Source organism: Micrococcus sp. PSi08 (assembly GCF_054960655.1).
The window spans coordinates 15,993-27,991 of record NZ_JBHNYP010000020.1 but is presented as its reverse complement, the minus strand read 5'-3'; the positions used below and the strand labels follow the sequence as shown (position 1 = coordinate 27,991).

Here is an 11,999-nt window from a genome sequence, read left to right as displayed (position 1 = left end):
GATACCAAACGGTGACCCGTGCTCCGTACCGCAGAAGGGGCCCACGGCATGGCCCGCGGCTCCGTGTCTTCGCCCCTCGGGCGGGTCAGTCGGCGTAGATCCCGCGGCGGGTCCGGGCGAAGACGAGGACCTCCGCGGCCTGCCAGACGAGGATCGTCACGAGGGCGGCGATCGCCGCCGCGTCCGCCCGGACCCAGCCGGGGCGGGGCAGGACCCCCAGCAGCACCGCGAACACCGCGATCTTGAGCACGAACAGCCCCACGCTGACCGGCAGCGCCGCCTCGCGCGCCCGGTCCCAGACGAGTGCCGTCGTCACCCCGGTGAGCGCCGAGAGCGCAAGCACCGCGCCACCGCCCAGCAGGGCGCTCCCGGCTGCCTCCCCGCCGACGGAGAGCAGCCACGCGGCGCACGTGATCGCCAGGGCAACCCCCGCCGCGGCCAGGGACCACCCGAGGATCCCCCACCAGCCGCGGCGGTTCTCCCAGCGGCGCCGGCGTCGGCGACCTCCCGCCCCGGTCACGCGTCCCCCCGCTCGTCCGGGTGGGCCGCGGCGTCGTTCCGGACCGCGCGACGGCGCTCCACGATCGGATGCAGGGTGAGGTAGCCGGCTCCGGCCAGGGCCACGGCGAGCACGGGCAGGACGATCATGGGGTCCACGAAGTTCAGGGACACCGCACCCCATGCCACGAGGAACGCCCAGAGCCAGAGCAGCGCGACGGCCTGCGCCTGGGTGTAGCCGCCGTCCACGAGCTTGTGGTGCAGGTGCCCGCGGTCCGCCGAGAAGGGGCTGGTGCCCTTGGCCGTCCGTCGCAGCACGGCCAGGGCGAGGTCCGCGAGCGGCAGGGCGAGGACGGCTACGGGCAGCAGGATCGGCATGTAGGCGGGGACGTTGCGGAAGCGCATCCCGTCCAGGGCGTTGACGTCGGCGGTCACGGCGACCGCGGCCGCGGCCATCAGCAGGCCGATGAGCATGGCCCCCACCTCGCCCATGAAGATGCGGGCCGGGGCCAGGTTCCACGGCAGGAAGCCCACGCACGCGCCGACGAGCAGGGCCATGAGCAGGGTGGCGAGGTTGGCGTAGTCGAACTGGTTGATGGTCCGCGTCAGCAGATACGAGTAGACGAAGAAGGCCGAGCCGCCGATCAGCGCGACGCCCGCCGCCAGGCCGTCCAGGCCGTCCACGAAGTTGATCGCGTTCATCGTCAGCACCACGGCGAACACCGTGAGGATGACCTGCGTGGTCTCGTTCCCCACCGGGATCCAGCCCACCGGCATCGCCTCGATGCGGATCCCGCCCAGGGCCACCGCGAGTCCGGCCAGCACCTGGCCGGCCATCTTCACCCACCAGCGCAGGTCCCACATGTCGTCGGCGATGCCCACGACGAGCACGACGGCGACGGCGACCAGGAGCCCGCGCATCGCGGCGTCGTCCGCGTAGATCCCCTGGAGGAACGGCACGACTCCCCCGACGGCGAATCCCACCAACACGGCTGCGGCCATGGCCACGCCGCCCAGCTTCGGCACGGGGTGCCGGTGCACGTCCCGCTGGCGCAGCGGGGTGAACACGCGCGCGCGCAGCCCCAGCCGGCGCATGAGGGGCGTCAGGGCCCCGCAGGCGACGGCCGTGACCACGACCAGGACGAGATACGCGCGCATGGGGGCCGGTCAGGCCTCCGGGTCGGCGGGACGCGCCGCGGCGGCGTCGTCGGCGGCCGCGATCCGCTCGGCGGCGACCGGCGGCTCCTCGCCCTCGGCGAGCAGGTCCGGCACCACCGCGCGCAGCTCCTCCAGGGGCACGGAGCCCTGCCGGGCCACGCGGAACGGGGTGACGGTGCAGTCCACGATCGTCGAGGGATCCCGGCTCTCCCGGGGGCCGGCGTCGAGGTAGAGGGCCACGGACTCCCCCAGCATCGAGCGGGCGGCGTCGGCGGTGGTGGCGGCGTCCATGCCGGTGCGGTTCGCGCTGGAGACGGCCATGGGGCCGACGGCGTAGAGCAGTTCGCGGGCCACCGCGTCGTCGGGCACGCGCAGGGCGACGGTGCCGCGGGTCTCGCCGAGGTCCCAGGTCAGCGTGGGCTGGGACTTGAGGATGAGCGTGAGGGCGCCGGGCCAGAAGCGCTCGGCGAGGGCCTCGGCCTCCTCCGGCACGTCGTACGCGAGGCCGGCCATGACGCGGCGGTCCGCGATGAGCACGGGCGGCGGCATGGTGCGGCCACGGCCCTTGGCGGCCAGCAGCACGGCCACGGCCAGCGGGGAGAACGCGTCCGCTCCGATGCCGTAGACGGTGTCCGTGGGCAGGACCACGCAGCGGCGGTCCGCGAGGACCTCGCGGGCGCGGGCCACGGCATTCTCGAGCGCGGCCGGATCCGAGACGTCGATGAAGTCACTCACGTCGGTCATTCTTCCACCTCCGCGCCCGCCGCGGCTTCGCCGGACCGGCGCGCCGTCAAGAACCGATCTCGCCCGGTGAGGTCCTGGTGGACTCGTTCGCCCGTGAACCGCCGGTCCGCGCCGAGGGCGGACAGGAGGGCCGGGCCCTGCGTCTCGTGGTGCTCCATGGCGAACAGGCCGCCCGGGGCGAGCAGGTCCGCCGCCCGGTGCGCGATGGCGCGCGGGATCCGCAGCCCGGGCGTGTCCCCGCCGTAGAGCGCCCGCGCCGGGTCCAGTCGGGCCTCCGGTTGGGCGGGCACCTCGGCCTCGGGCACATAGGGCGGGTTGCTCACGACGACGTCCACGCGGCCCTCGAGGTCGGGGCACGCGACAAGGGCATCACCTTGTCGCAGGTCGACCCCGCGCGGGGCGAGGTTCCGCCGGGCCCAGTCGGCCGCCGCCGGGTCGAGCTCGACGGCGGTGACGGCGAGCGCGCGGCCCCGCGCCTCGCCCCACGCCGCGACGGCCGCAGCGATCGCGCCGGAGCCGGTGCACAGGTCCACCACGACGCCCGCCGCCGGCCGCGCGGCCAGGTCGGCCACGACGGTCTCCACGAGCAGCTCGGTCTCCGGCCGCGGGATGAAGACGCCCGGGCCGACCGCCAGGTCGAGCCCGTGGAAGTGCGCGACGCCGGTCAGGTGCTGGACGGGCTCGCGGGCGGCGCGGCGTCCCACGAGCGCCTCGAACGCCGCCGCCTGCGCGGGCTCGGCCACGGCACCGGCGAACACCCGGGCCAGCAGCGCGCCGCGGTCGAGGCCGAGCACGTGGGCCAGCAGCAGCTCGGCGTCCACGCGCGGCGAGTCGATGCCCACCGCGGTCAGGCGGGCGGCGGCGTCGCGCAGCAGCGCGGACCAGGCCGGTGCGCTCACGCGTCCCCGCCCAGCGCGGCGAGCCGCCGCTCCTCGTCGAGGGCGAGGCAGGAGGCGATCACGGCCTCGAGGTCGCCGTCGAGGACCGCGTCGAGGTTGTGCGCCTTGTAGCCGGTGCGGTGGTCCGCGATCCGGTTCTCCGGGAAGTTGTAGGTGCGGATGCGTTCCGAGCGGTCCATGGTGCGCACCTGCGCGGCGCGCGCCGCGGAGTTCTCGGCGTCCTGCTCCGCCCGCTGCCGCTCGAGCAGCCGCGACCGCAGCACGCGCAGCGCGGCCTCGCGGTTCTGGATCTGGGACTTCTCGTTCTGCATGGAGACGACGATCCCCGTGGGCAGGTGCGTCAGGCGCACCGCGGAGTCGGTCGTGTTGACGGACTGGCCGCCCGGCCCGGAGGAGCGGAAGACGTCCACTTTGAGGTCGTTCGGATCGAGGTGGACCTCGTCCGGGGCGTCCACCTCGGGCAGCACGAGCACGCCGGCGGCGGAGGTGTGGATGCGGCCCTGGGACTCGGTGACGGGCACGCGCTGCACGCGGTGCACGCCGCCCTCGAACTTGAGCCGGGCGTAGACGCCGTCGGCCGGGTCGGCCGCGCTCCCCCGCACCGCCACGTGGACGTCCTTGTAGCCGCCCAGGTCGGAGTGCGTGGCGGAGAGGATCTCCGTCTTCCAGCCCCGGGACTCGGCGTAGCGCAGGTACATGCGCAGCAGGTCGCCGGCGAACAGGGCCGCCTCCTCGCCGCCCTCGCCGCCCTTGATCTCGAGGATCACGTCGCGGGCGTCGTCGGGGTCGCGCGGGATCAGCAGCCGGCGCAGCCGTTCGGCGGCCTCCGCCTCGGCCGCCTCCAGACCGGGCACCTCGGCCGCGAAGGCCGCCGCGTCGTCGTCGCCGGCCGCGGCCAGCTCCCGCGCGTCGGCCAGCTCCTCCGCGGCCGCCGACCAGGCGCGGTGGGCCGTCACCACGGCGCCGAGCTCGGCGAACCGCCGGTTCAGCCGCCGGGCGAGCGCCGGGTCCTGGTGCACCGCCGGGTCGGACAGGCGCGCCGTCAGCTCGCGATGCTCCGCCAGGAGCCGATCCACGGCCTCGCGCCGCTGCTCCGAATCGAACACGTGCGTGCCTCTCCTCCTCCGGCCTCAACGGGCCGGGCTGTCCGACGCGGACGGCCCCGCCCCGTCCGGCGGAGACGAGCTCCCCCGGGCGGGACGGGGCCGTGCGACGGGACGGTCAGTCGTCGCCCTTGGACCCCAGCGTGGTCTTGGAGACTAGCATGAGGAACTCGGCGTTGGACGCGGTGTCCTTGATCTTGTTGGTGAGCAGGTCGAGGGCCTGCTGCTGCTCGAGGCCGGAGAGCACCCGGCGCAGCTTCCACATGATCTTGACCTCCTCCTGCGAGAGCAGGGCCTCCTCGCGGCGGGTGCCGGACGCGTTGACGTCCACCGCCGGGAAGATGCGGCGCTCCGCGAGGTGGCGGGACAGGCGCAGCTCCATGTTGCCGGTGCCCTTGAACTCCTCGAAGATCACCTCGTCCATGCGCGAGCCGGTCTCGACCAGCGCGGTGGCCAGGATGGTCAGCGAGCCGCCGTTCTCGATGTTGCGGGCGGCGCCGAAGAACTTCTTCGGCGGGTACAGCGCCGAGGAGTCCACACCGCCGGAGAGGATGCGGCCCGAGGCCGGGGCGGCCAGGTTGTAGGCGCGGCCCAGGCGGGTCATGGAGTCGAGCAGCACGACGACGTCGCGGCCCATCTCCACGAGGCGCTTGGCGCGCTCGATGGCCAGCTCGGCGAGCGTGGTGTGGTCGTCCGCCGGGCGGTCGAACGTGGAGGCGATGACCTCGCCGTCCACCGACCGCTGCATGTCGGTGACCTCCTCGGGGCGCTCGTCGACGAGCACCATCATGAGGTGGACCTCGGGGTTGTTCGTCTTGATCGCGTTGGCGATCGACTGCAGGATCATCGTCTTGCCGGCCTTGGGCGGGGAGACGATGAGGCCACGCTGGCCCTTGCCGATGGGGCTGACCAGATCGATCACGCGGGGGCCGATCAGCTTGGGATCGGTCTCCAGGCGCAGGCGCTCCTGCGGGTACAGGGGCACGAGCTTGCCGAACTCCACGCGCTGCGGGTGCTCGACGGCGGGCTGACCGTTGACCGAGGAGATCTTCACCAGGGCGTTGAACTTCTGACGGTTGGAGCCGCCACCGTGGTGCTGCTGCTTCTCGCCGTCGCGCGGGGCGCGGATCGCGCCGACGACGGCGTCGCCCTTGCGCAGACCGTACTTCTTCACCATGGCCAGGGAGACGTAGACGTCGTTCGGGCCCGGCAGGTAGCCGGAGGTGCGGACGAACGCGTAGTTGTCCAGCACGTCGAGGATGCCGGCCACGGGCTGCAGGACGTCGTCCTCGGTCAGCTCGGTCTCGTCGACCTCGGGGCCGCCGCGGCCACGGCGGTTGCGGCCGCGCTCGTTGCGGTTGCGGCGGTTGCGACGGTTGCGGCCGCCCTCGTCGTCGCGGTCGTCGCGGCGGCTGCGGTCCCCGCGTCCGCCGTCGCCCCGGCCGCCGTCCTCGGACTTGTCGCCGCGCTGCTCGCGGGAGCCGTCGCGGCCGTTCTCACGGTCCCGATTGTTCTCGCGGCCGTTCTCGCGGTCGCGGCCGTTCTCGCGGTCGCGGCCGTTGTCGCGGTCGCGGCCGTTGTCGCGGTCCCGCCCGTTGCGGCCGTTGCGGCCGCGGCCGTTCTCGCGCCCGTTGTCATCACGGTCCTCCCGGTCGCCGCGGCGGTCCGCGTCGGCGCCGTCCTCGCCCTGGGCGCCGTCGGAGCGACGGTCCTGACCCTGCTGGGCGTCGTCGTCGCCGGCGCGGCGGCGGCCGCGGGAACGGCGCTCGGACTGCGGGCGGTCCTCGCCCTCGTCGCGGGTCTCGGACCCCCCGGACCGATCCTGGTCCGAGGCGGTCTCCCGGGGGCCCTGCTCGGTCTGGGCCTCGCGGGCCTCGGCCTGGGGCTGCCCGTCCTGGGCGACGGCGGCCGGAGCGGAGGTGTCGGCGTCGGCGCGGCGCGAGCGGCGGCGGGCGGGGCGCTCGGCGGCCGGGGCGGCGTCCTCGGAGGACGCGGCCGCCGGGACGGCCTCGGCGGCGGGGGCCGCGGGGGCCTGGGCCGCGCGCTCGGCGGCGTCGCGGTCCGCCACGGAGCCGCCGCGCTGGTGGTCGGAGATCGCGGTCACCAGGTCGGCCTTGCGCATGCGCGAGCCGCCGGCGATGCCGAGCTGGGAGGCCAGGGCCTGGAGCTGGGCGAGCTTGAGCGAGGCCAGGCCACCGCCGTTCGTCGGCGTGGTCTGTTCCGTGGATTCGGTCACGAAGGTTCCTTCTCCCTCGAATGCGGCCCGGCGGCGCGTGGCGCGTCGGGCTGCGGTGTGCATCCGGTCGGGCCGCGCAGCGGCGCCCCAGAAAACCGGGTTTCATGGTGTGAACTCAGCAGTGGCGCCTCCCCTGATCGTGCGCAGTCGCTGCGTGACGGGGCGGAGGCGTCCGGACTCGACCGAGCCGGAGCGGATCCCGCACGCCGGCCGTGCGCAGCACGGGATGGATCGCGGCGGGGTTCCGGCCGACGGCGCACGGTGCGTCCGGCCGTCACAGGCCCGGGCACCGGAGACCCGGGCCGCGCGAGGCGGTGGGGTCAGCCGTGGTGGAGTGATTCCACCCTAACACCGTCCACGGCCACGCACGGCACCAGCACGCGCCAGGCGGCCGCCCCGTCCGCCGTCAGAGCACGCGCCGCCTCCGCGGCGTGCTCGGCCGCCTGGACGCCGTCGCACAGCGCGAGCACCGTGGGACCCGCGCCGGAGACGACGGCGGCGTGGCCGCGCTCGCGCAGCCCCGCGACCAGTGCGGCGCTGGCCGGCATGGTCACGGCGCGCGGCTCCTGGTGCAGCCAGTCCCGCGTGGCGGCCGGCAGCAGCGCGGGGTCCTCCGCCAGCGCGTGGACGAGCAGCGCGGCACGGCCGGCCTGGGCCGCCGCCACGGCGTGGGGCACCTCGGCGGGCAGCACGCCCCGGGCGACGTGGGTGGACAGCTCGGTGTCCGGGATCGCGACCACCGGCACCACGCGCTCGTGCAGCCGCAGCCGCGCCGTGGCCGGGCCGGGGACGTCGTCACGGGTCCAGGAGACGGTGGCCCCGCCCACGAGCGCGGGGGCGACGTTGTCCGGGTGCCCCTCGAAGCGGGTGGCCGCCTCGAGCAGGTCCGCGGGCGCCCGGCGCAGCGCGGCCGGCAGCAGGGCCTCGGCTGCGGCGTAGGCCGCGACGACGGCGGCCGCGGACGAGCCGAGCCCGCGGGCGTGCGGGATCCGGTTCACGGCGCGCAGGTGCAGCCCCGGCGCGGTGAACCCGCGGTCCCGCAGGTGCTCGTGCGCCAGGCGCAGGATCAGGTGCGCGCCGTCCCGCGGCAGGGTGGCCTCCCCCTCCCCCACGACCTCCGCGACGTCGGGGCCCGCCACGACCGTGAGCGTCACCTCGTCGCGCAGCTCCAGGGCCAGGCCCATCGAGTCGAAGCCGGGGCCGAGGTTGGCGGAGGTGGCGGGGACGGAGACGGACGCGGCGGTCCCGGGCGCCAGCGGCTGCGGTGCGGCCATGGCTCAGCTCAGGCCGAGGGCCTGGGCGACGGTGACCACGTCGAACGGCACCGAGCGCGGGGTCACGTCGGCGCCGTCGGCGCCGCGCAGGGCCCACTGCGGGTCCTTGAGGCCGTGGCCGGTGACGGTGATGACCCAGCTCTTGCCGGCCGGCACGTTCCCGGCGGCGTGGTGCTTGAGCAGCCCGGCGACGCCGGCGGCGGAGGCGGGCTCGACGAACACGCCCTCCTTCGCGGAGAGCCAGCGGTGGGCCTCGAGGATCTCCTCGTCCGTGACGGAGTCGATCATCCCGCCGGACTCGTCGCGGGCGGCCTCGGCCTGCTCCCACGAGGCCGGGTTGCCGATCCGGATGGCGGTGGCGATCGTGTCCGGGTCGGTCACGGGGTGGCCCTGGACGATCGGGGCGGCGCCCGCGGCCTGGAAGCCCCACATCACGGGGGTCTTCGTGGCCACCGCGGGCAGCTCGGCGTCCGAGGCGCCCTCGTGCGGGTTCACGTAGGGGGCGGCGTACTCGCGGTAGCCCTTCCAGTACGCGGTGATGTTGCCCGCGTTGCCCACGGGCAGCAGGTGGTAGTCCGGGGCGTCGCCGAGGGTGTCCACGACCTCGAACGCGCCGGTCTTCTGCCCCTCGATGCGGGCCGGGTTGACGGAGTTCACGAGGAACACGGGGTAGTTCTCGGCCAGCTTGCGGGCCACCTCGAGGCAGTCGTCGAAGTTGCCCTGCACCTGGAGGATCTCCGCGCCGTGGGCCACGGCCTGGGACATCTTGCCCATCGAGATCTTCCCCTCGGGCACGAGCACGGCGCACGTGATCCCGGCCTGCGCGGCGTAGGCCGCCGCCGAGGCGGACGTGTTGCCGGTGGACGCGCAGACGACGGCCTTCGCGCCGTCCTCGACGGCGGCGGTGATCGCCATGGTCATGCCGCGGTCCTTGAAGGAGCCGGTCGGGTTCATGCCCTCGAACTTCACGTGCACGGTGCCCTGCACCAGCTCGGAGAGGTGGGGGGCGTGGATGAGCGGGGTGCCGCCCTCGCCGAGGGTGATCACGCGCGTGTCCTCGGTGACGGGCAGGCGGTCGGCGTACTCGCGGACGACGCCGCGCCACTGGTGGGCCATGGGTCAGTTCCCTTCGACTCGGAGGACGGACGCCACCTCGTGGACGACGTCCAGGGCGGCGAGCGCCCCGACGGTGGCGTCGAGGTCGCGCTGCCGCGCACGGTGGGTGATCAGCCGCAGGGACGCGCCGGGGGCGTCCTCGCGCTCAGATGGGACCTGACGCAACGTCTCGATGGAGACGCCGTGCTCCTCGAACACCCCGGCGACGCGGCGCAGCACACCGGGCTGGTCCGCCGCGCGCAGCACGACCATGAAGGAGGTGTGGGCCTCGGCCGGGTCCAGGGCGGGCAGGGCGGTGACGGGGGTGCGCAGGCGCGCCGGGCCGCCGCGCACGATGCGCTGGGCGATCGAGACGACGTCGCCCATCACCGCGGAGGCGGTGGGGGCGCCGCCGGCGCCGGGACCGTAGAACATGAGCTCGCCGGCGTTGTCGGCCTCCACGAAGACGGCGTTGAACGCCCCGCGCACGGAGGCCAGCGGGTGCTCCCGCGGCAGCAGGGTGGGGTGCACGCGCAGGACCGCGCCCTGGGCACCGTCGGCGGCGCGGCCGCGCTCGGCGATCGCCAGCAGCTTGATGACGTAGCCCGCCTCCGCGGCGGCGGCGTTGTCCTCGGCCGTGATCGCGGTGATGCCCGCGACGGCCACCTGGTCCAGGGTGTACGGCGCGCCGAATGCGATGGTCGCCAGGATCGCGGCCTTCGCGGCGGCGTCGTGGCCCTCGACGTCGGCGGTCGGGTCGGCCTCGGCGTAGCCGAGCCGCTGGGCCTCGGCGAGGGCGTCGTCGAAGTCCGCCCCCTCGGAGTCCATCCGGTCGAGGATGAAGTTGGTGGTGCCGTTGGCGATGCCCATCACGCGGGTGACGCGGTCGCCGCCCAGGGAGTCGCGCAGCGGGCGCAGGATCGGGATGGCGCCGGCGACGGCGGCCTCGAAGCTGAGCTGCGCGCCGGTGGCGGCGGCCGCGGCGTACAGCTCCTCGCCGTGCTGGGCCAGCAGTGCCTTGTTGCCGGTCACCACGGACGTGCCGGCGGCCAGGGCGCGCAGGATCAGGGTGCGGGCCGGCTCGATGCCGCCCATCAGCTCGATGACGACGTCCGCGCCGTCCACGAGCGCCTCGGCGTCGGTCGTGTAGAGCGCCGGGTCCGCCTGCCAGTCGCGCGTCGCGCCCGTGTCCCGCACCGCGATGCCCGTGAGCTCGAGGTCGGCGCCCACGCGGTCCCGCAGGATGTCGGCGTCCTCGGTGAGGATCCGGGCGGTCTGGGACCCCACGGTCCCGCCGCCCAGCAGGGCGACCTTGAGTGCGGTGGGGGCGTCGGTGTGCTGGGGCATGGTCCTCCGTGATCCAGGGTGGGTCGGGCCCGCGCGACCGCGCGGCCCGGCTGGCCTCGAATCTAGCGCGGCGCCCCGGCCCGTCCCACCGCGCGACACTCGGTGTCCGCAGAGCGGGACGGACCCACCCGGGCTCGAGGCCGGCGGCCGGGTGCGCCGCGCCCGCGTCCTCAGCGGGCGAGGCGCGGATCGGCCTCGCGGGCGAACAGGTCCTCCTGCGTCTCGCGACGGATGATCACCCGCGCCTGCCCGCCGGAGACCGCGACGACGGCCGGGCGGGCCAGCGCGTTGTAGTTCGAGGACATCACGTGCGTGTACGCGCCCGTGGCCGGCACGGCCAGCAGGTCGCCGCGGCCCAGGTCGGCCGGCAGGTACACGTCGCGGACCAGGATGTCGCCGGACTCACAGTGCTTGCCCACCACACGGGAGAGCGCCGGCTCGGCCTCCGAGGTGCGGCGCGCGGAGACGGCGGTGTAGTCGGCGTCGTAGAGCACGGGACGCGGGTTGTCGGACATGCCGCCGTCCACGGCGACGTAGCGGCGGGCCGCGGTGCCGCCGTCGGGGGCGTCCGCGTCCACGGTCTTGGTCACCCCGACCGTGTAGAGGGTCAGCCCCGCGGGGCCCGAGATGGCCCGCCCCGGCTCGAGCGAGACCCGCGGGCACCTCAGGCCGAGGCGCTCGACGGTCTTCTGGACGTCGTCGGCGAGGGCGTCGGCGATCTCCGCGGCCGGGCGCGGCTCGTCCACGGCCGTGTAGGCGATGCCGTGGCCGCCGCCGAGGTCGAGCTCGGCCAGCTCCACTCCGTGCTCGGCCTTGATCTCGGCGAGGAACTCGAGCACGCGTCCGGCCGCCAGCCCGAAGCCCTCGGCCTCGAAGATCTGGGACCCGATGTGGCAGTGCACGCCCAGCAGGTCGATCGACTCGGCCGCCAGGGCCGCGGCCACGGCGACGGCGGCCGGCGAGCGGCCGGCCACGTTGCCGTCCCGGTCGGTGGACGCCGGGGCCAGGGAGAGCCCGAACTTCTGGTCCTCGTGCGCGGTGGCGATGAAGTCGTGGGTGTGCGCGTGCACGCCCGGGGTCAGCCGGAGCATCACGGGGGCGCGGCGGCCGGCCTCGGCCGCGAGCGCGGCCAGGTGGGTGAGCTCGTCGAGCGAGTCCACGATGATCCGGCCCACGCCCGCCTCGAGGGCGGTGCGCAGCTCGGCGTCCGACTTGTTGTTGCCGTGCAGGCCGATGTGGGCCGGGTCGACGCCGGCGGCCAGCGCGATCGCCAGCTCGCCGCCGGATGCGGTGTCCACGCGCAGGCCCTCCTCGGCCGCCCAGCGGGCGGTGGAGAGGGTGAGCATGGACTTGCCGGCGTAGTAGACGTCCGCTCCCCCGCACAGGTCGGCGAACGCGGTGTCGAAGCCCTCGCGGAACGCGCGGGCGCGGGCGCGGAAGTCGTCCTCGTCCACCACGAGCAGCGGCGTGCCGAACTCCGCGGCGAGCGCGCTCGCGCGCAGGCCCTGGACGGTGAGCTCGCCGTCGGCGGCGCGGTCCACGCCGGCGGCCCACAGGCCGGGCACGAGCGCGTCCGGGTCCCCCGGCGCGGGGAGCCAGGCGGGGGCGAGCGGGGAGGCGGGGGCGGGCTGCGGCGTCGTCATCC

Annotated in this window: 10 protein-coding genes; all 10 read right to left on the bottom strand. The window is 75.2% G+C overall.

The genetic code is table 11. The features are described from left to right. Positions 1-85: 85 nt before the first annotated feature. Positions 86-520 carry a hypothetical protein gene (locus ACFI33_RS08220; protein WP_036313059.1) on the bottom strand — a complete coding sequence of 145 codons (435 nt, stop codon included), beginning with the start codon at positions 518-520 and terminating at the stop codon, positions 86-88. After that, positions 517-1,656, bottom strand: a complete 1,140-nt coding sequence (locus tag ACFI33_RS08215) for an MraY family glycosyltransferase (RefSeq protein ID WP_049147157.1) — start codon at positions 1,654-1,656, stop codon at positions 517-519. The genes ACFI33_RS08220 and ACFI33_RS08215 overlap by 4 nt, the downstream gene beginning before the upstream one ends. A 9-nt stretch (positions 1,657-1,665) precedes the next feature. Continuing rightward, positions 1,666-2,400 (bottom strand): L-threonylcarbamoyladenylate synthase, encoded by a 735-nt coding sequence (locus ACFI33_RS08210; RefSeq protein WP_049147160.1) that lies wholly within the window; start codon positions 2,398-2,400, stop codon positions 1,666-1,668. Then, complete coding sequence (gene prmC, locus ACFI33_RS08205) at positions 2,397-3,299, bottom strand: peptide chain release factor N(5)-glutamine methyltransferase (RefSeq protein ID WP_073115743.1); 903 nt, start codon at positions 3,297-3,299, stop codon at positions 2,397-2,399. Before prmC ends, ACFI33_RS08210 begins: the two co-directional genes overlap by 4 nt. Further along, positions 3,296-4,405, bottom strand: coding sequence for a peptide chain release factor 1 (prfA, locus tag ACFI33_RS08200; protein WP_377561367.1), 1,110 nt, complete (start codon positions 4,403-4,405; stop codon positions 3,296-3,298). The genes prmC and prfA overlap by 4 nt, the downstream gene beginning before the upstream one ends. Positions 4,406-4,520: 115 nt before the next feature. After that, positions 4,521-6,638, bottom strand: coding sequence for a transcription termination factor Rho (gene rho / locus ACFI33_RS08195; RefSeq protein ID WP_269295267.1), 2,118 nt, complete (start codon positions 6,636-6,638; stop codon positions 4,521-4,523). Between the two features lie 320 nt (positions 6,639-6,958). Continuing rightward, positions 6,959-7,912 (bottom strand): homoserine kinase, encoded by a 954-nt coding sequence (thrB, locus tag ACFI33_RS08190; protein WP_069942035.1) that lies wholly within the window; start codon positions 7,910-7,912, stop codon positions 6,959-6,961. Positions 7,913-7,915: 3 nt separating this feature from the next. Beyond that, positions 7,916-9,028, bottom strand: coding sequence for a threonine synthase (gene thrC, locus ACFI33_RS08185; RefSeq protein WP_135039734.1), 1,113 nt, complete (start codon positions 9,026-9,028; stop codon positions 7,916-7,918). Positions 9,029-9,031: 3 nt separating this feature from the next. Beyond that, positions 9,032-10,354, bottom strand: a complete 1,323-nt coding sequence (locus ACFI33_RS08180) for a homoserine dehydrogenase (RefSeq protein WP_462623928.1) — start codon at positions 10,352-10,354, stop codon at positions 9,032-9,034. Between the two features lie 170 nt (positions 10,355-10,524). Further along, complete coding sequence (lysA, locus tag ACFI33_RS08175) at positions 10,525-11,997, bottom strand: diaminopimelate decarboxylase (RefSeq protein ID WP_134416587.1); 1,473 nt, start codon at positions 11,995-11,997, stop codon at positions 10,525-10,527. Positions 11,998-11,999: the final 2 nt, after the last annotated feature.

Coding starts and splice junctions, on each gene's coding strand:
- ACFI33_RS08215 (WP_049147157.1), bottom strand. CDS start 1,656: ATGCGCGCGTATCTCGTCCTGGTCGTGGTCACGGCCGTCGCCTGCGGG.
- ACFI33_RS08210 (WP_049147160.1), bottom strand. CDS start 2,400: ATGACCGACGTGAGTGACTTCATCGACGTCTCGGATCCGGCCGCGCTC.
- thrB (WP_069942035.1), bottom strand. CDS start 7,912: ATGGCCGCACCGCAGCCGCTGGCGCCCGGGACCGCCGCGTCCGTCTCC.
- lysA (WP_134416587.1), bottom strand. CDS start 11,997: ATGACGACGCCGCAGCCCGCCCCCGCCTCCCCGCTCGCCCCCGCCTGG.
- ACFI33_RS08180 (WP_462623928.1), bottom strand. CDS start 10,354: ATGCCCCAGCACACCGACGCCCCCACCGCACTCAAGGTCGCCCTGCTG.
- thrC (WP_135039734.1), bottom strand. CDS start 9,028: ATGGCCCACCAGTGGCGCGGCGTCGTCCGCGAGTACGCCGACCGCCTG.